General features: G+C 63.2%; 18 protein-coding genes and 1 tRNA gene. 8 read left to right on the top strand and 11 right to left on the bottom strand.

Annotated elements, in window-relative coordinates:
* Positions 1-120: 120 nt before the first annotated feature.
* The 4 genes from HRQ64_RS09695 to HRQ64_RS09680 all read right to left on the bottom strand — a co-directional run bounded on the left by HRQ64_RS09695 (position 121) and on the right by HRQ64_RS09680 (position 2,913).
* Positions 121-194, bottom strand: a tRNA-Gly gene (locus tag HRQ64_RS09695).
* A 118-nt stretch (positions 195-312) separates the two neighbouring features.
* Positions 313-1,113 carry a Hint domain-containing protein gene (locus tag HRQ64_RS09690; RefSeq protein WP_172123143.1) on the bottom strand — a complete coding sequence of 267 codons (801 nt, stop codon included), beginning with the start codon at positions 1,111-1,113 and terminating at the stop codon, positions 313-315.
* Between the two features lie 106 nt (positions 1,114-1,219).
* Positions 1,220-1,768, bottom strand: coding sequence for a phosphonate metabolism protein/1,5-bisphosphokinase (PRPP-forming) PhnN (gene phnN / locus HRQ64_RS09685; protein WP_172123142.1), 549 nt, complete (start codon positions 1,766-1,768; stop codon positions 1,220-1,222).
* Complete coding sequence (locus HRQ64_RS09680) at positions 1,765-2,913, bottom strand: alpha-D-ribose 1-methylphosphonate 5-triphosphate diphosphatase (RefSeq protein ID WP_172123141.1); 1,149 nt, start codon at positions 2,911-2,913, stop codon at positions 1,765-1,767. The genes phnN and HRQ64_RS09680 overlap by 4 nt, the downstream gene beginning before the upstream one ends.
* Positions 2,914-3,237: 324 nt before the next feature.
* Between HRQ64_RS09680 and HRQ64_RS09675 the strand changes: the two genes are divergently transcribed.
* On the top strand, positions 3,238-3,453 hold the full coding sequence (locus HRQ64_RS09675) for a cold-shock protein (RefSeq protein ID WP_127752883.1): 216 nt from the start codon (positions 3,238-3,240) through the stop codon (positions 3,451-3,453).
* A 174-nt stretch (positions 3,454-3,627) separates the two neighbouring features.
* Positions 3,628-3,852, top strand: a complete 225-nt coding sequence (locus HRQ64_RS09670; protein ID WP_127752882.1) for a hypothetical protein — start codon at positions 3,628-3,630, stop codon at positions 3,850-3,852.
* A gap of 111 nt (positions 3,853-3,963) precedes the next feature.
* Here HRQ64_RS09670 and HRQ64_RS09665 read toward each other — a convergent pair whose 3' ends face one another.
* Positions 3,964-4,185 (bottom strand): hypothetical protein, encoded by a 222-nt coding sequence (locus HRQ64_RS09665; RefSeq protein ID WP_127752881.1) that lies wholly within the window; start codon positions 4,183-4,185, stop codon positions 3,964-3,966.
* A 343-nt stretch (positions 4,186-4,528) separates the two neighbouring features.
* On the opposite strand from HRQ64_RS09665, the gene HRQ64_RS09660 reads away from it, so the two are divergent.
* Positions 4,529-4,768 (top strand): hypothetical protein, encoded by a 240-nt coding sequence (locus HRQ64_RS09660; RefSeq protein ID WP_127752880.1) that lies wholly within the window; start codon positions 4,529-4,531, stop codon positions 4,766-4,768.
* Here HRQ64_RS09660 and HRQ64_RS09655 read toward each other — a convergent pair.
* From HRQ64_RS09655 to HRQ64_RS09630, 6 genes are all read right to left on the bottom strand, one after another.
* Entirely contained in the window at positions 4,765-5,499 is a 735-nt protein-coding gene (locus tag HRQ64_RS09655) for a Crp/Fnr family transcriptional regulator (RefSeq protein ID WP_172123140.1), read from the bottom strand. The two genes, HRQ64_RS09660 and HRQ64_RS09655, sit on opposite strands and share 4 nt — an antisense overlap.
* A 125-nt stretch (positions 5,500-5,624) precedes the next feature.
* Positions 5,625-7,277 carry an iron ABC transporter permease gene (locus HRQ64_RS09650; protein WP_210258536.1) on the bottom strand — a complete coding sequence of 551 codons (1,653 nt, stop codon included), beginning with the start codon at positions 7,275-7,277 and terminating at the stop codon, positions 5,625-5,627.
* A complete protein-coding gene (locus HRQ64_RS09645) occupies positions 7,274-8,359 on the bottom strand; it encodes an ABC transporter ATP-binding protein (RefSeq protein WP_172123139.1) in 1,086 nt (361 codons plus the stop codon). Before HRQ64_RS09645 ends, HRQ64_RS09650 begins: the two co-directional genes overlap by 4 nt.
* Positions 8,360-8,390: 31 nt before the next feature.
* Entirely contained in the window at positions 8,391-9,425 is a 1,035-nt protein-coding gene (locus HRQ64_RS09640; RefSeq protein WP_210258535.1) for an extracellular solute-binding protein, read from the bottom strand.
* Positions 9,426-9,514: 89 nt separating this feature from the next.
* Positions 9,515-11,164, bottom strand: a complete 1,650-nt coding sequence (locus HRQ64_RS09635; RefSeq protein ID WP_172123138.1) for an iron ABC transporter permease — start codon at positions 11,162-11,164, stop codon at positions 9,515-9,517.
* On the bottom strand, positions 11,161-12,219 hold the full coding sequence (locus tag HRQ64_RS09630) for an ABC transporter ATP-binding protein (RefSeq protein WP_172123137.1): 1,059 nt from the start codon (positions 12,217-12,219) through the stop codon (positions 11,161-11,163). Before HRQ64_RS09630 ends, HRQ64_RS09635 begins: the two co-directional genes overlap by 4 nt.
* 124 nt (positions 12,220-12,343) lie before the next feature.
* On the opposite strand from HRQ64_RS09630, the gene HRQ64_RS09625 reads away from it, so the two are divergent.
* The 5 genes from HRQ64_RS09625 to HRQ64_RS09605 all read left to right on the top strand — a co-directional run bounded on the left by HRQ64_RS09625 (position 12,344) and on the right by HRQ64_RS09605 (position 17,022).
* A complete protein-coding gene (locus tag HRQ64_RS09625) occupies positions 12,344-13,336 on the top strand; it encodes an extracellular solute-binding protein (protein ID WP_172123136.1) in 993 nt (330 codons plus the stop codon).
* 42 nt (positions 13,337-13,378) lie between these two features.
* Complete coding sequence (locus tag HRQ64_RS09620; protein ID WP_172123135.1) at positions 13,379-14,395, top strand: protein phosphatase 2C domain-containing protein; 1,017 nt, start codon at positions 13,379-13,381, stop codon at positions 14,393-14,395.
* Complete coding sequence (locus tag HRQ64_RS09615) at positions 14,392-15,216, top strand: DeoR/GlpR family DNA-binding transcription regulator (protein WP_172123134.1); 825 nt, start codon at positions 14,392-14,394, stop codon at positions 15,214-15,216. The genes HRQ64_RS09620 and HRQ64_RS09615 overlap by 4 nt, the downstream gene beginning before the upstream one ends.
* 61 nt (positions 15,217-15,277) lie before the next feature.
* Positions 15,278-16,024, top strand: coding sequence for a glucosamine-6-phosphate deaminase (locus HRQ64_RS09610; RefSeq protein WP_172123133.1), 747 nt, complete (start codon positions 15,278-15,280; stop codon positions 16,022-16,024).
* Positions 16,024-17,022, top strand: a complete 999-nt coding sequence (locus HRQ64_RS09605; RefSeq protein WP_172123132.1) for an amidohydrolase family protein — start codon at positions 16,024-16,026, stop codon at positions 17,020-17,022. Before HRQ64_RS09610 ends, HRQ64_RS09605 begins: the two co-directional genes overlap by 1 nt.
* The last annotated feature ends 206 nt before the right edge of the window (positions 17,023-17,228 follow it).

Genomic DNA, 17,228 nt, shown 5'->3' with positions numbered 1-17,228 from the left:
TCCGGGCCCAATATGGAGGATTGCCGGCGCCAATGCAGCCGTACCCGCGATGGGAGTTGCAACGGAGTTACGACGCGCTTGCAGCGCGTGCCGGTAATTTACTGACAATGTGAGGAATTTTGGAGCGGGTAGCGGGAATCGAACCCGCATATTCAGCTTGGAAGGCTGCTGCTCTACCACTGAGCTATACCCGCCCGCTTGGGGGCGAACCCGACGCACAGAACTAGCGGGAGGCGCAGGCCAATGCAAGAGCGCGGGTGGGCCATCGCGCACTTTGCCGGGGGATTGATGCGCAGCGAGGCCCCTGCCCGCTCAACCGGCCATTTGGGCGCGGGCGGCGAAGCGGTCATGGGCGCGCATGGAGGCGTCGCGCAGATCAAGACCCCAGCCGGTGAGCCAGCGCCTGACAGAGGCGAGGGCACGGTCGCGGCGGCGACCATAGCGGATGACGCGGGCGTATTTGGCGGTGATTGCAGTGTGCGGGCCGTAGAGAAGCGCATACTCGGCGGCATTGTCGAACTGGTCACGGCCATTATTGGCGAGGAGGGTTTCGACCGCAACGCCATTGGCAAAGATCACCTGATGCTCGGCCAATTCGATGTTGAACAGCTCGAGTGTGGGGGAATGATCCCAGGGCTCTTCCGTAATGGTGGTGCCGTTGATGAGTTGATAGGCGGGGATCAGCACGCCGTCGAGAAAGAGGCTGTGTTCGCGCGAGACCAGCAGGTCGCGACTGGGGACATTTCGGGCCATGGCCGAGCGGCGGATGCGAACCGGCCGCATCGTGAGCGACCAGCCGGCGGCGGGACGATGGCGCAGGCTGCGCCCGATCCATTTGACGGGCTGAGTGCCGGAAGCGGTTTGCACGAGATCGCCGATCCGCAGGGTTTCGACGGCAACAGTGCCCTTGGCGGTCCCGATGCGCGTGCCGGGCAGGAAGCAGGAGACGGCGTCAGTGTCGGCGGCCCCACCGCCAATCACGGAGCGGGACCGGGCGCTGCGCCGGTGCCCGCCCGACCCGCAAGCTGCGAGCGAGCCGGCCAGGAGCGTAGCGGTGAAAGTGCGGGTTGCCTTGGCGAGAAACTCACGTCTGCCGATGCCAGGAAGATCCATGCTGCTGCCTACTCTCGTAACTACAGAACACTGTATAGAGGTGCAGAATCACGCACAGTTAAACATTGGAGTAAGCTGGACTTTCCCGTACTTACTATAGCTTAGTTCACCGCCCGCCGAGCTCTTGCAGCAGCGTCACGAATTGAGCGCCGGCAACGGAAAGCTCACCCGAATTGTCAATGACGACGGCGTTGGCGGGCACGGTGTTGCACTCGATGCGGCGCGCGAGGCGTCGCTCCACCGAGGCCGGTGATTCCCGGCCGCGGCGCAGGAGCCGCTCGGCGATCACCGGGCGATCAGCCACCACGGAGACGACCACCGCGGTGGGATAGCGCTGCAGCAGCGCTGGCAACACGCCGCGGGAGAGATTGGCGACGACGACCCGGCCACTGGCGAGTTCATGTTCCAGCGCGACCGGAAGACCGTAGCGCAGGCCGTGGGCAGCCCAGCTAAGCGCGAAATCGCCGCGGGCTTCGGCGGCCATGAAACCTTCGGGATCAAGCGTGTCGTGATCCTCGGCATTGCCATCGGCGCTGCGGGTAACGACCCGGCGCACGAAACAGATCTTATCGCCCAGCCGATCGCGGGCGAAGCGGATCAGACTGTCCTTGCCGACGCCACTGGGGCCAACAACGGCGACGAAGGTGCCGGTCATACCACCCGGCGACCTTGGCGCCACACGGTCAGGACGATCGGGATGCCGTCTTCGATGCGCAGATGCACCAGGTCGGCGCGCTTGCCGACGGCGATCTCGCCACGGTCATCAAAGCCGATGGCGGCGGCCGGACGCTTGGTGACCAGTTGCACAGCCTTGGGCAAGCTCACCCCTTCGGGGCCGTCGGCGAGGGCAAAGGCGGCCTGCAACATGCTGAAAGGGATGTAGTCCGAGGAGATGATGTCGAGCAGGTCGGCGGCGGCCAGCGCGCGGGCCGAGACATTGCCTGAGTGGGAGCTACCGCGCACCACATTGGGCCCGCCCATCAGGATCGCCATGCCCGCCTCACGGGAGGCGCGCGCCGCATCCAGCGTGGTGGGAAATTCGGCAATATGGGTGCCGAGCGTCACTGCTTCTTCCACATGGTCTGAGGTCGCGTCGTCGTGGCTGGCCAGCACGATGGCGCGGCTTTGGCACAGATCGGCAATGGCGCGGCGGTGGCGGCCGGCAAAGGTTTGCGATTCGATGTTGCGCCGCGTGGTGAACTCCTCGAGCGCGGCGTCGCTGAGCTTGAGCTTGCCCTGGTAATAGGACTTATAAACCTCTTCCTTGACGAACTGGCGCTGGCCCGGCGCGTGGTCCATCAACGATGCCAAGCGCACCTGGGGATCGTCCATCACCTGCAAAAAGCTCTCAAGGCAATCGGGTGCGGAAACCTCGCAGCGCAGATGGACGTGATGTTCGGCGCGCAGGCGCCCTGCCCGCGTCCCCGCCGCAATCGCCCCGGCCAGAATGCGCGACTCATCCAGGCCGACATCGGCGTGCTCGTCGGTGCCAACGCGAATGGCATCAAGCACGGTGGTGATACCCGAAGCGGCGATCTGGGCATCATGGGCCTGCACTGCCGCGACAGGGTTCCAACGCACGCGGGGACGCGGGGCGTAATGGGTTTCGAGATGGTCGGTATGGAGTTCCACGAGACCGGGGATCAGGTAGTCCCCCTCCAGATCCGTGCCGGATGCACTTATGGTGCCGATCTCGGCGATATGCCCGTCCACAACACGAAGGGAACCCTGGATCACCTCATCGGCCAGCACCATACGTGCATTGTTGAGAACAAGGTCTGCCGGGAAGGCTGTGGTCATGGAAAGGTCCGCAGTGAAAAGCCGGAAGAAGGCCGGAATAATATGATGGTAGTTGGGCCGCCGGCATGTCGCCAGCCTTTAAAGCGCCAGCCGCTTCCCGGGGCCTAACTGGCCCGGTTTGGCGCGGCGGACATGCGGCCTTGCTTTGAACACCATTGACTGTCATACAAGGGTTACACGTTTACAGCCAATCGTCGGCTGCCTGATCTTCCGGTTCTCCGGGCCCTGGCTCCCTTCTCTTTCTTGCGAACGTTATCACCCTTGCGCATGTCGCCCAAGGGAGCGCTCGCTTGCATGTGCTTCGGGCTTTCAAAGGACTTCATCATGGCAACCATCAATGGTACCGTAAAATTCTTCAACACCACCAAGGGCTTCGGCTTTATTTCGCCTGAAGATGGCAGCAAGGACGCTTTCGTCCACATCTCGGCAGTAGAGCGTTCGGGCCTGCAGGGCCTGTATGAAAACGACAAGGTTTCCTACGAACTGGAAACCGGTCGTGACGGCAAGGTTTCGGCAGCCAATCTGTCGCTGCTGAGCTAAGCCCAAGACTTTAGCACCGGGGTGCGCCGCCTGGCACATCCCGGTGTTTGTTTTGTTCCAGGCGGGAGTGCTCTTGTGTCGGCTAACTTGAAAAGTATCGCAGTGCCAATGAAGCGCAGCCGGGGTTCCGCAGCTGCTGCCCCTGTGCCTGCGGTGACTGATAATGTTGCGCCGATGGCCCGTAGCATCCCTGCCCCCGTTGCCCGCCAGGTCAACCATCTCTACAGCACCGGCGATCGGCTGATGCTGCTGAGCAATGTGCGCGCAGGCAAGGCGGCGACGCCATGCGTCGTGCTGCGCCTGCTGCCGTTTGAAGGCCGCGAATTTCAGTACCGCGTCCACGATGATTCCGACGGTCGCGAGCGCGTCGTCGCCGAGGCTGATCTGCAGGGGCTTTAAGCCCGGGCCTGCAGAGGGCTCCGCCCCGATAACATCCAGTGCCGTGCTGTTCAGCGCCTTGCAGGCTTCTGCGGGGCGCTTTTGCCGTTGGAGCGCCGGTCCGGGCCAGCGCTAAACCGCGCCGGCCGTGCCTGGTGCCTGCAAGAGGCTGCGGGTGTGGGGATCGGAAAGGGCGGCATTGAGTGCCTCGGCCAGCAGCCGGGCATTGAGCGACATCGCTGCCGTCATCCCAAAGCGCTGCTCGAGCCGCGACACTGCTTGCGCCGTCACCGAATCGGCTGATGCGGGTTGCTCGTCGAGAATGGTCTGCATGGTGTGGGGTAGCAGGTGCATCGTATCGGCCCCGGTGCGTTGCCTCGGCACAGTGCGCTTTTGGCGGTTCGGCGTCACCCGCAAGAGTTGCGAAACCATAAGTTGCCCACAGGAAAGCCCAAGCTGGGCAAAGCACCCGCGGCGGCGAGCACCGCTTCGGAGCCCCTTTATTGGTATCACTTTGCGGCTCACGATTGCTTGACCTAAATCATGGGCAGTGGCCGGATTTCACGATAGGAGAATAATCAGGACCTTAGCCGCACAAGCTTGCTTGGCGTGGTGCAAAGACCCGAGCCCGGCACAGGTTAATTCAGCAACTGGCCTGCTCCATCTTCGTTGACGGGCTACACAGGGTGCCTTTGTGATGCAGCGCTTCTTTTTCGACGTCGATGACGGGAGCTTCCACGAAGACTCGGAAGGCACGAACCTGCGCGACGAACAGGCCGCGGAGGATGAGGCTGTGAAGGCGCTGGCCGAGATGGTGCGCGATTTGATTCCCACCTCGCCGCCGGGCAGCATCACCATGTGGGTGCGAGACGAGCACCAGGAGCGACTGCTGGAGCTCTCCATCAGCTTGACGATCAAGCGGCCGGGCCAGGCTTAGCGCCTGCGGGTCTCGTGGAGGTAATAGAGGTAGGCGGGTTCGAACTGCGCGAGGTCGCGCAGGGCGGGCCAATCGAGCACGGTCGCCTTGCCCCCCTCCAGGCTGACCAATCCGCGCTGCTGCAGGGCCTGCAAGCTATGGCTGGCAAGGACAATGCTGGCGCCGATCACATCGGCCACTTCGTCCTGGCTTAGCGGGAAGGGAAAAGGCCCGCCTTCGAGGTCGCCGATCATCTCCCAGCGGACATAAAGCTCGCACAGGATATGGGCGACACGGGCAAGCGTCTGGGTTTGGCCGATCATGGTCATCCAGGCGCGGAAGGTGGCGGCATCGATAAGGGTTTCGCGCCAGAGAAGGTCGCTCAGCGCCGGGCTGGCGTGGATAGCCTGCCCGATGTCCTCGTGGGCGATCAAGGCTACCTGGCAGTCGACCGTTGCCACCAGGTCATGGTCCATCTTCTTGAGATGGTAGCTGTGCAGATCGGGCACATCCCCCGGGATGTGGATGGAAAGGATCTGCCGATTGCCCTGGGGCGTCAGCTTGCTGCGGTGCAGCATGCCTTCGAGCAGCAGGCAACTATGCCGGGAGATTTCGCCATCGCTGACGACGTGCTCACCCTTGGCCAGCGACTTGACCTGGAGGGGCATGGCGTCGATCGCCGCCTTCATCTCCTCGGTCAGTTCACCAATGGCTTCCAGCTTACGGAACAGGTTGCCGGTTTCTGCTTTCATGGGATCCCCCGGGCAGCGCGGACAAACAGCGCCGACCAGAGGGTTAGCCTAGTTGCAGCACGCAACCAAGGCAATCATGCTGGTGGGCGTGAACTGGCGGACAGCTTGCCGCCAGCTCCACCGGGTTAAACGCGCAGTTCCTTGTGACCGCCGGGCAGGCGCATCAGCAGGAAGAGGGACAGCATGGTCAGCGCCAGCAGGATCGTCGACAACGCAGCGGCGGTGCCGAGCTGGCCGCGGATCACCTGGGCGTAGATGCCCAGCGAGAGCGTTTGCGTCGAAGTGTTGTAGAGGAACAGTGTCGTGCTGAGCTCAGTGATGATGGTCACCCAGCTCAGCACCGCGCCCGACATGATGCCGGGCGCGAGCGCGGGCACGATCACCCGGACCAGCGTGCGGAACTTGGAGGCGCCGAGGCTGATCGCCGCTTCCTCGATGCTGGGGCTGATCTGGTGCATGAGCGCGGTGGTGGAGCGCACGGCATAAGGCAGGCGCCGGATGGTCAGCGCGATCACCATGATGGCGAAAGTGCCGGTCAGCACCAGCGGGCCCTGACTGAAGGCGGTGACGAGAGCAATGCCGATGATGAGACCGGGCACCACATAGGGCACCATGGTCATGGTATCGAGCGTATTGCTGAGGGCACCCTTGCGCCGCACGGTCAGGTAGGCAACCAGCACGGCGATGACGACGAGGATGACCAGCGCGGTCAGGCCAATGCCGAAGGTATTGCCGATATAGCGGAAGATGTCGCGGCGGGCGTCGGTATAGCTGTCGAGCGTCCAGCCGGCCACGAACTGACCGTAGAGCGTCTTGCGAAACGAGCTGACCACGACAACTGCAAGCGGCGCCAAGGCGAGAACCAGGAAGCCATAGACATAGGCATGCACGGCAACGCCGCGCCAGCCTGGAAGCTTGCGGGCCTCGACGGAGCGCAGGGCGGTCATCGAGAACTGCCGGCGATCCACCAGCACTTTTTGCACGAGAAAGACCGTAAGCGTCACCAGGATGACGATGACGGCCACCGCGGCGGCAAAGCTCTTGTCGATGCTGACCTCGCCCACAAAGGAGCTGTAGATGAGCACGGGGATGGTGCGGAATCCCTGCCCGATCAACATCGGGGTGCCGAAATCGGCAAAGGCGCGCACGAACACCAGGAGGCTCCCGGCCAGCACGGTGGGCAGCAGCAGCGGCGAGATCACCTGCATGGCGCGACGCCAGCCGGTGATGCCCATGCTTTCGGAAGCCTCGAGCAGCGACACATCGATGGTGCGCCAGGCGCCCATCAAATAGATGAAGATCAGCGGCACGAGCTGGAGCGTGAGCACCAGGACAATGCCGGGAAAGCCATAGATGCTGGGCGATTCGATGCCGAAGGTGCTTTCGAGCCAGCGGGTGATCATGCCGTTGTTGCCCAGCAGCAGGATCCAGGAATAAGCCCCGATGAATGGCGGGGACATCATGGAGGCCAGGATCAGCATCTGCACGGTGCGATTGCCGCGGATGCGGAACATGGTCATGAAGTAAGCGAGCGGGAACGCCACTGCCAGCGCCAGGATGGTGACACAGACGGTCACGAGCAGGCTGTTGACCAGGGTACCGTAATACAGGCGCGAGGAGAAAAAGGTCGCGAAGCCGGCGAGCGAGAACTCGCCGCCAGCGCTGACGCTGTTGATCAGCACGATCACGAGCGGCCAGATCACCATGAGCAGGTAGCCGCCGGTGAGGGTCAGTGCGATGGCCGTCCAGCCGTCGAGACGATCGCCGGCGAGCTTCACTGCTGGGCTCCATTGCTGATGGAGGTGCCGCTTTGCGCATCAAAGAAAGTCAGCATGTCGCGGTCGAACTGCAGGAAGACCTGCTCGCCACGGGTCCACTGGGAGGAGCGGCGGGAGAATTCGAGGAACTCCACGGTTTCCCCGGTCTGCAGGCGCGCCTGGACCTGGGAATGAGAGCCAAGGAAGGTTTCCTCAGCGATCTCGGCCGGCAGGCCGGTTGCGGCGGCACGCACGGCTTCGGGGCGCACCGAGACTTCGACGGTGCCGGTGGCGGTGTCGTTGACGGCAGCAGTGATGTCGAGGGGTTCGCCATCGCCGAGATCGATCAGGGCGCGGCCGTCGAGGCGGCGCAGATCGCGGGTGAGGAGATTGGTCTTGCCGATGAATTCGGCAACGAAGCGGTTGGCCGGATGGCGGTAGATCTGGGCGGGCGTGCCGACCTGCTGCACGACGCCCTGGTGCATCACGGCAATGCGGTCGGACACCGCCATCGCTTCTTCCTGGTCGTGGGTCACGTAGACGGTGGTGATCCCCGCCTCGCGCTGCGCTAGGCGGATGGTGTCGCGCATCTCAACGCGCAGCTTGGCGTCAAGATTGGACAGGGGCTCGTCCATCAGCAGCACGGCCGGCTGAATCACGAGGGCACGGGCCAGTGCAACGCGCTGCTGCTGGCCGCCGGACATGGCGCCGGGCAGCCGGTCCTTGAGATGGGCCATGTGTACGGAAGCGAGCGCGGCCTCGACGCGGCGGGCCATCTCGGCCTTTTCCACGTTGCGGGTCTGCAGACCAAAGGCGACGTTCTTGGCCGCCGTCATCTGCGGGAACAAGGCGTAGTTCTGGAACACCATGCCGATATTGCGCGCGGCCGGCGGGCGATCATTGATCACCGCGCCGTCGAACGAGATGGTGCCGGATTCAATGGAGTTGAAGCCGGCAATCATGCGCAACAGCGTGGTCTTGCCGCAGCCGGAGGGACCCAGCAGCGTGAAGAACTCGCCATCGGCAATGTCCAGGTCGAGATCGGGGATCGCGACCTGGTTGTTGTACTCCTTGCGGAGCGAGCGCAGCGCAATACTGGTCACCGCGCTGCCCCCTGGTTGATGCCATCAAGCATTAAAACTGTTCCTCGAGGATGGACTTGTACTTGGCGACGATCTCGTCGCGATGGGCCGCGACATAGGCACCATCTTCCTGCACGGTCGGGATATCAGCGAGCGCCGGCAGGCCTGGCTTGTCGACGCCTTCACGCAGGGGACGGCCGGCGGTCTGCTCGGCAATGATGGTCTGGCCTTCTTCGGTGATCACGAAGTCGATGAAGGCCTGGGCAGCCGCCTCATTGGGGCCGCCCTTGATGACCTGGACGGTCGCGGGCAGGAAGGCCGCGCCTTCTTCGGGGTAGACGATCTCGACGGGAGCGCCGCTCTGGACGAAGTTGAACGAGAGCGGCTCATAGGTCAGGCCGACGATGTATTCGCCATTGGCGACGTCCTGGGCCACCTGGCTCGAGGAGCCGATGGTGATGCCATCGAGCTGGGTCACGAGGGAGCGAACGAACTCCCAGCCCTTGTCGGATTCATAATCGCCGCCGACGGCCTTGAGCATATTGGTAAGCTGGGCGAAGGCGGAAGACGAAGCCGTGGGATCGCCAAAGGCGATCTTGCCCTTGAGCTCGGGGGCGAGCAGATCGGCATAGCTGTCGATCTCGACGCCGGCCTTGGCGGCCGCTTCGGTGTTGACCAGCAGGTTCGAGCCATCGGCCTGGTAGGGGGTGAAGAAGCCGGTGGTGTTCTTGCCCGCTTCGACCATCTCGGCATCGCCGGGCGAGACATACTCGGCCCAGAGTTCCTGATTGGCATTGGCCTGGGCGGCGCCGCCACCGAACATCACATCGCCCTGCGGATTGCCCGCTTCGCTGCCGATGCGCTGGTAGAGCTCACCGGTGCCGGCAGTGATCAACTGCACTTCAACGCCGGTCTGGTCTTCAAAGACGGGGATGAGGCTGTCGAGCATGCCTTCTTCATTGGGCGTGTAAACAACCAGGGTCGAGCCCGAAATGTCGTCCTGGGCGAGCACAGGCAGCGCGGCAAGGCTGGACATGCCGAGGGCCAGGGCAAGAGCTGACACGCTGATCATGGAGGTGCGGTTCATTGAGCGATCCTTTGCTTGGATGCGGGGCAAGTAGATGAAGCTGGGGCGTAAAGGCCCCTGCCCGGTGAGATGGTCAAGCTGCACAGATGTCACAGCAGTGCTTGTTCATTGCGGCCCATGAAGCGGAACGCGATGTAGACGGCACAGCCGCTCAACAGCAGCAACACGGTCGAAAGGGCCGCGGCGGTGCCGAAATCACCGTCGAGGATCAGGAGGTAAATGCGCACCGGCATGGTCATGGTGCTGCCGACATAAAGGACGAGCGAGGACGACAGCTCGTTGATCGCCGTGACGAAGCTGAGCATGCCGCCGGCGATGATGCCGGGGACGATCAGCGGCACGGTGATGCGCAGAAATGCCTGGAAGGGGCTGTAGCCGAGCGATACCGCGGCTTCCTCCATGCTGGGGGAAATTTGTCGCAGGGAAGAAGCGGTGGTGCGGACCGTGTAGGGCAGCCGCCGGATGAAGATGGACAGGATGATGATCGCAGCCGTCCCGGTCAGCACGATGGGGCCGGTGTTGAAGGCGGCGATGAAGGCAATGCCGATGACAATGCCGGGCATCACATAGGGGACCATGAAGGCCCCATCGAGCAGCGCGGTGTTGAGATTGGTGCGCCGCGCCACCAGTACGCCGACCACGGTGCCGACCATGACGATCAGAACAACCGCTGCCACCGAGAAGGTGAGCGAGTTGCGCACGACATCGCCGAGGTTGAACAGGATGCGTTCATAGCTCTGGAGGGCAAAGCCCTGCTGGAACACCGGGCCGTTGGTTTTGCGGAAGGAATAGATCACCGAGATGATGACTGGCATCGCACCGCACAGGCCAATTAAGTAGACGGCAAAGTGCGCCAGGACATTGCGCCAGCCCTTGAGCTGGATGCGGGTCGGCTTGTTGATCATGTTGCCATGATAAACATTGCGGCGCGACATGTAGCGCTGGAGCATGACGAAGACCATCGACACCAGGATCAGCACGACGCTGATCGTGGTGGCCATGGACATGTTGGAGCCCACTTCGGCCGAATAGAGCGTGAAGGCTTCGGTGGCGAGCACGTTGTAGCCACGGCCGAGGAGACGCGGCGTGCCGAAGTCGGCGATGGCGTGGATAAGGGCGAGCAGCCCACCAGCCGTCAAGGCCGGGAACACCATCGGAAACGAGATCTGCATGGTGCGCTGCCAAGGGGTTAGCCCCAGGCCTTCGGCTGCTTCCTCAAGCGAGCGGTTGACGTTGCTCAGTGCGCCCGAGACCATCAGGTACACGTATGGATAGAACTTGAGCGAGAAGACGATGAGGATGCCACCCAGCCCGTAAATGGGCGGCATGGTGATCCCCACTTCGCGCAGCCAGCCGCGCACCACGCCCCCTGCCCCGAACAGCACGATCCAGGAATAGGCGCCGATAAAGGGCGGCGAGACGAGCGCGAGAATGGCCAGGAGCGAGACGAACTTGCCGCCGCGAATAACAAAGCGCGACACGCAAAAGGCCATGATGGAGCCGAGCAGCAGCGCGCCGAAAAGGCCGCCAAAGCCCACCACCAGCGTGTTGACGAAGGCCTGCCGAAAGCGCGGTTCCCCAAGGAACTTGAGGTAATTGGCGATGGTCAGATTGCCGGACTGATCATAAAGGCTCGACACCAGGACCGAGCCCACAGGAATGAACAGCAGCACAAACAGCAGGACCCAGGTGAGAATCATCACCACGGACCAGAAATTGAGGCGCTGCAGCAGGGTCATTGCTGGATCCTCGTGCCATCGGCGCGGAACGCCATGAGGGCATCACGCGGCACCAGAACCGAGACCGTTTCGCCCGCCTGCCTGGTCGCCGCCATGCCGGGATCGGCCAGCTGAACGATGACAACGCCAGCCGGGGTTTCCACCTGCACATGAGCCTCGCGCCCGAGATAGGTGTATTTGGTCACGGTGCCGGGCAGCGTAGCGGTTTGGGCAGAGGCCGGCTCGGTGCCGTTCCCAAGGGCTAGACGTTCCGGGCGGATGGTCCAGTTGGCGACGCCTTCGTTGAACAGGCCTAGCTGGGCGACGAGCACATTGATCGCATCGCCCGGGGTGAAGATGTTGAGGGTGCCCACAAACTGGGCGACAAAACTGGTCTGCGGATCGCCATAGATCTGCTGGGGCGTGCCGATCTGCTCGATCTTGCCCGCGCTCATAACGCAGATGCGGTCCGAGATCGCGAGCGCCTCTTCCTGATCATGGGTCACATAGATGGTCGCGATATCGACCTGCTTCTGGATGTCGCGAATTTCCTCGCGCAGCTCGATGCGCAGCTTGGCGTCGAGATTGGACAGGGGCTCATCCATGAGCAGCAGGCGCGGATTAATGACCATGGCGCGCGCCAAGCCGATGCGCTGCTGCTGACCGCCCGACATGGCGGCGGGAAGGCGGTCGGCCATGGCGCCGAGGCGTACGGCTTCAAGCGCGGTGGTCACACGGGTCTTGATCTCGGCGGCCGGCACCTTGCGGGGCTTGAGGCCGAAAGCGACGTTGTCGAAGACGCTGAGATGGGGGAACACCGCATAGTCCTGGAAGACCATGCCGATATCGCGCTGATGCGGAGGCACGACGCGCAGATTGGCGCCGTCCAGGGTGATCTCGCCCGATGAGAGGTCATTGAAGCCGGCGATGGCGCGCAGCAAGGTGGTCTTGCCGCAGCCGCTCGGGCCCAGAAGAGTGAAGAACTCGCCGCGTTCAACCGCAATGGAAACGCCGGCCAATGCCGTGAAAGTGGATCCGAACTGCTTGGTAGCGTTGCGGACCTCAAGATAACTCATGCCTGCTCCTCCCGGACTGCGTTGTCACATATGACACCGGCCTAGTTTCGTATTGCAACATCTTTCGGCGTAGTTCAGGATCATCTCACCCGAAAAATGTCTAAAAACGAACCGGAGGATTCGAATGAGCATTCGCAAACGTACATTCCTGGCACTGTCGGCCGCGGCCCTGATCGCCTCGACCAGCATGACCTCGCTGGCGCTGGCCCAGGACGGCTCGGTGGTGATCTACACCGCCCACAAGTCATCGATCGTCGATACGCTGCTGCCGATCTTCGAGCAGGAAACCGGCCTCAAGGCCGAAGTGGTCAAGCTCGGTTCGGGCGATATCGCCAAGCGCGTGCAGGCCGAAGCGGGCGCACCGGCCGCAGACGTAATCTGGTCCATCTCGGGTAGCCAGCTGACCGAACTCAGCGATCTGCTGGAGCCCTATACGCCCCCCGAGGCTGACCAGATCGATCCGCAGTTCGTCAAGGATCCCGCCTGGACCCCCTACACTGCCGTTGTTTACGTGCTGGCGGTCAACACCGACCTGCAGCCGCTCGAATCGGCGCCAAAGACCTGGGCTGAGCTTGCCGATCCCAAATGGTCCGGCCAGATCGCCACGGCCCGTGCCGATGGTTCGGGTTCGGCCATGCAGCAGTTGCAGACTGTCCTCACCGTCTTTGGTGACGAAGGCTGGGACAAGTATGCCGAGATCGCCAAGAACTTCGTGTTCGCCGACTCTTCGGGCGCCGTGCCGCGCTTTGTTGCCGATGGCGAAACCGCAATGGGCCTGACCCTCGAAGACAATGCGCTGGAATATGTGCAGGGCGGCGCACCGATCTCGATCGTGCACCTGACCGATGGCACGGCAGCGACCCCCGATGGCGTGGCGCTGGTCAAGAACAGCCCCAATCCAGAAGGCGGCAAGGCGTTTATCGACTGGGCCATGTCCAAGTCGACCCAGGAAAAGCTCGCCATGGATATCGGCCGCCGCTCGGTGCGCCTCGACGTTGAAGGCCCGGCCGGCACGCCGAACCTGGCCGATCTGACCCTCGTCAATGTCAAGCCGCTCAGCGAGTTCGGCGGCGCCGAGGACGTACTGGCCAAGTGGCGGACGGCCATCGGCGAATAAGCCGGCCCACCACACCGAAAAACACGACTAGAGCAGGATTACATGCGGCAGCTTGAAGCTTTTACGTTGGGCAAGAAATTTGGCCAGCCGGAGACCAATGAAGACAGCCTCGTAGTCATGCCGAACCTAGGTTACGCCGTCATCGACGGCGTAACCGATCGCAATGGCACCCGTTTTGGCGGCATGCTGTCGGGGCAGTTTGCCTCGCGCACCGTCAAGCGGGCCATTGAAATCTTTCTGCTGGCGCAAGGCCAGCCCGACCAGCCCGCCCTGCAATTCCAGGGCGGCGAGCATTTCGTCGATTATCTCGGCAAGGCAATCCATGCCGGCTATGCCCAGCATGGGGCGCTCGAGGCCGTGGAAGCGGACTGGAAGCTGCGCGGCGGCTGCACGGTGATGGCCGCGCTGCTCCTGGGCGACCGGCTCGAAGTGGTGGCGGTTGGCGATAGCGGTATTCGCATCAACGGCCACGACACGCTGCAGGTGCTCAAGCCCCTCGATGACGTCACCGCCATCCTGCGGCGCGAGACCTGGCGCTATTTCGAACAGCGGGGCGCTTCGCTCGAGGAGTGCGACAAGCATGCCGCGGCCATGACCTGGCAGGGCACGCGCAACCAGCAGGCGGGCACGGTCACCGCCGCGCCCGAAATCGTGGAGGCGATCGAGCAGAGCGCCCTCAGCGCCTGCCGGCAGCACCTGCCCAGCGTGCCCGAGGCTGAAATCCTAGTGCTGATCCAGCACGGGATTTCCCACGGTCAGGGCCAATTCTCCAATGTCACCGAGCCGGTGCTGGGTTATGGCGGACTGGATGGCTTTGCCGTGCCCAAGCGCTTCATCGAGACGCGCAGCTATCCGCTGGCCGAGGTCGAGACCATCGAGCTGTTCTCGGACGGCTATTTCAAGATGGGCGCCGAGTTCGGCGTGGCATCCTGGGAAGCCGCCTTCGAGGAAGTGGAGGCAGAGGATCTGCACAAGATCGGCCCCTATATAAGCACCAAGGGCACTACGGCCCTGCAGCTGACCGATGACCGCAGCTATCTGGGTGTGCGGCTGAAATGAGCGGCGAGAACGCGCCCCGGCTGCATCCGCAAGCCGACGCCGAGGCTGGCGCGGGGGGCAATATCCGGGCGAGCGAGCGGCGGCAGGCAATCCTGGAAGCGGTGCGGGCCAATGGCGCGGCTTCCGTCGCTGAACTGGCGGCGCGGTTCGACGTGACCTACCAGACCATTCGCCGCGATTTGCGCACGCTCGAAACCGAGGGGCTGCTGCAAAAGGGTTTTGGCGGTGCGTTCGCCTCACCGGGGGTGGCGCATCATACACATGACGAGCGTCATGCGGTGGGCGTGGCGGTCAAGCGCCGGCTGGTGCTGGCGCTCGAGGAGTTCCTGACGCCCGGGGCGACCATTTTCGTGGGGCTGGGGACGACGTTCGATTCCCTCCATGAAGTGCTGGCGCGCCATCCTGGCGTGCTGATCGCGACGCCGAACCTTGAAGTGGCGCATTCCTGCGCGCTCAAGACCGATGCCACCGTCTATGTTTATGGCGGCTATGTCCGCAACAAGGACTCCTCGGTGCTCACGATGGCCGATGAAAGCCGGCACCGGTTCAAGTTCGACCTCGCGGTGATCGGCGCCAGCGCCATCGATCGCGATGGGGTCGTGCAGGAGTTCGACCCGATGGAGGTCGAGCTGATCCGCGCCATCCTGCCCCATTCGCGGCAAGTGATCCTGATGGCCCATGACGAAAAGTTCGGCCGCCGCGCGCCGCATGTGGTGACCCAACTGGCCGATGTGGACGTGCTGATCACGAATGGCGATCCCAAGGAGCGCTTTGATGATCCGGCAGTGCTTGCCGGCTTGCGGGTTATCGCGCTTGATTGAACATTGTCATGGCCCGCGGGCGTAACCGCTCCCATCCCTGCCCTTTTCGCCGGAGTTTGCAGTGAAGATTTCCATTTGCCCCGATAAGCCTGCGCTGGGTGCGGCTGCCGCCGAACATGGTGCCCGCGTGATCCGCGAGGCGATAGCGCAGCATGGGGAAGCCCATGTGGTGCTGGCGACAGGCGCCAGCCAGTTCGAGATGCTGGAACAGCTGCTGCAGGCCGAAATCGACTGGTCGGCAGTCAGCTTTTATCATCTGGATGAATATGTCGGCCTGCCAGTGGCGCATGGGGCGAGCTTCCGGCGTTATCTGCGCGAGCGATTCCTGGATCGCCTGCCGGGCTACAAGTCGTTCCTCGCCATCAACGCCGACGCCACTGATCTTGATGCTGAACTGGCGCGCCTCAACGGAGCCCTGGCCGGCCAGCGAATCGATGTATGCTTTGCCGGGATCGGGGAGAATTGCCACCTCGCGTTCAATGACCCACCGGCGAACTTCGATTACGACCAGCCCTATCTCGTGGTGGAGCTCGATCGGGAGTGCCGGCAACAGCAGTTCGGCGAAGGCTGGTTCGGGACCTTGGAGGCCGTGCCCACGCGGGCCATCTCCATGAGCATCAAGCGCATCATGGCGTGCGAAGCGCTGATCCTTGCAGTGCCTGATGAGCGCAAGGCCAAGGCGGTGCAGGCCGCGGTGGAGGGGCCGGTCTCGAACCTGTTCCCCGCCTCGATTGTTCAGCAGCATCCCGATGCCAGCCTTTATCTGGACCCGGCAGCGGCGTCCCTGCTGCGCCCCGTGCAGGGCTGATGGCGATCACCACGCTCGGGCTGTTTGACCTGCAGGTGAACGGCTATGCCGGGGTCGACTTCAACGATCCCGCGATTACACCGGACGCCCTCGATCATGCCCTGGCGGCGATGCGCAAGGCCGGGGTCACCGGGTGTTTGCCGACCATCATCACGGCGCATCGCGATCAACTGGCCGAGCGGCTCGCGGCGATTGACGCGGCGGCCCGCAGCAGCCGGCTCGGCCCCAGCATGGTTCCTGGCTATCACCTCGAAGGGCCGTTCCTGCGTGCAGAAGCGGGCTACCAGGGGTGTCATCCCGCCGACGCGATGCGCGACCCCGATGCTGCGATGGTTCAGGGCTTGTCCGCTGGGCTGGGGCGGCCGATCCTGATGGTGACGCTGGCGCCCGAGCGCCAAGGGAGCGCGGAAGCAATCCGTGCACTCAAGAACGCCGGGATGGCGGTCAGTATCGGGCACAGTGCGGCCGATTACGCACAGATCGAGATGGCGGTAGCGGCAGGCGCCAGCTGCTCAACCCATCTGGGCAATGGCTTGCCCCAGCACTTGCCCAAGCTCAACAATACGCTGCTGGCACAGCTGGGAGCCGAGGGGCTCTGGGCGTGCTTCATCGCGGATGGGCATCATATTGCACCGGACGCGCTGCGCGCTTTGGTTCGCCTGAAGGGCGTCGACAAATCCATCCTGGTGAGCGACGCCGTGCTGGCCGCGGCGGCGGAGCCTGCTCAATACGAATTTGCGGGCATGAGCATAGAGCGCGATGTTGATGGGGTGGTGCGGGTCCCCGGGCACGACAATCTCGCCGGTTCGGCTTTGGAGATGGATCAGGCGGTCCGCAATGTTGTTCGCTGGAACATCGCTTCCTTCGATACCGCGATCATCATGGCCGCCGATAATCCAAGACGCGCCATCGCTGCAGCCGCCAGTCATCATGGTATTGCCCTGCCGGCGGACGAGATCGACTGGGACGGGGAAATGCGGGTGCTTGGAAGGTCTTAGAACCATTGTCCGCGTCACCGGATCAAGGCCGGCTCACGCGATAAGCTGCGACTGCGCCGCGCTGGCGTCCTCCAAGCATTCCTGCCACAACAGCTGATGCTGCGGTTCCGATGGCGAGAGTCGGACGGGCACTTCGGCAATCCAAAACGGCGCCTCTAGGAGATGCCCGCGGCGGATTGAAGGAGTTCGCTATCAGGGATGACTTG

Origin of the sequence: Devosia sp. 919, assembly GCF_013185965.1 — a bacterium.
In the GTDB taxonomy this organism is placed as follows: domain Bacteria; phylum Pseudomonadota; class Alphaproteobacteria; order Rhizobiales; family Devosiaceae; genus Devosia.
The sequence above is the reverse complement of the archived record's forward strand: the minus strand, read 5'-3'. Positions and strand labels throughout refer to the sequence as shown.

Excerpts from the sequence above, each read along its gene's own strand:
- HRQ64_RS09635 (WP_172123138.1), bottom strand. The coding sequence starts at position 11,164 with ATGACCCTGCTGCAGCGCCTCAATTTCTGGTCCGTGGTGATGATTCTC.
- HRQ64_RS09680 (WP_172123141.1), bottom strand. The coding sequence starts at position 2,913 with ATGACCACAGCCTTCCCGGCAGACCTTGTTCTCAACAATGCACGTATG.
- HRQ64_RS09670 (WP_127752882.1), top strand. The coding sequence starts at position 3,628 with ATGGCCCGTAGCATCCCTGCCCCCGTTGCCCGCCAGGTCAACCATCTC.
- HRQ64_RS09665 (WP_127752881.1), bottom strand. The coding sequence starts at position 4,185 with ATGCACCTGCTACCCCACACCATGCAGACCATTCTCGACGAGCAACCC.
- HRQ64_RS09620 (WP_172123135.1), top strand. The coding sequence starts at position 13,379 with ATGCGGCAGCTTGAAGCTTTTACGTTGGGCAAGAAATTTGGCCAGCCG.
- HRQ64_RS09615 (WP_172123134.1), top strand. The coding sequence starts at position 14,392 with ATGAGCGGCGAGAACGCGCCCCGGCTGCATCCGCAAGCCGACGCCGAG.
- HRQ64_RS09640 (WP_210258535.1), bottom strand. The coding sequence starts at position 9,425 with ATGAACCGCACCTCCATGATCAGCGTGTCAGCTCTTGCCCTGGCCCTC.
- HRQ64_RS09605 (WP_172123132.1), top strand. The coding sequence starts at position 16,024 with ATGGCGATCACCACGCTCGGGCTGTTTGACCTGCAGGTGAACGGCTAT.
- HRQ64_RS09630 (WP_172123137.1), bottom strand. The coding sequence starts at position 12,219 with ATGAGTTATCTTGAGGTCCGCAACGCTACCAAGCAGTTCGGATCCACT.
- HRQ64_RS09655 (WP_172123140.1), bottom strand. The coding sequence starts at position 5,499 with ATGAAAGCAGAAACCGGCAACCTGTTCCGTAAGCTGGAAGCCATTGGT.
- HRQ64_RS09675 (WP_127752883.1), top strand. The coding sequence starts at position 3,238 with ATGGCAACCATCAATGGTACCGTAAAATTCTTCAACACCACCAAGGGC.
- phnN (WP_172123142.1), bottom strand. The coding sequence starts at position 1,768 with ATGACCGGCACCTTCGTCGCCGTTGTTGGCCCCAGTGGCGTCGGCAAG.
- HRQ64_RS09625 (WP_172123136.1), top strand. The coding sequence starts at position 12,344 with ATGAGCATTCGCAAACGTACATTCCTGGCACTGTCGGCCGCGGCCCTG.
- HRQ64_RS09660 (WP_127752880.1), top strand. The coding sequence starts at position 4,529 with ATGCAGCGCTTCTTTTTCGACGTCGATGACGGGAGCTTCCACGAAGAC.
- HRQ64_RS09690 (WP_172123143.1), bottom strand. The coding sequence starts at position 1,113 with ATGGATCTTCCTGGCATCGGCAGACGTGAGTTTCTCGCCAAGGCAACC.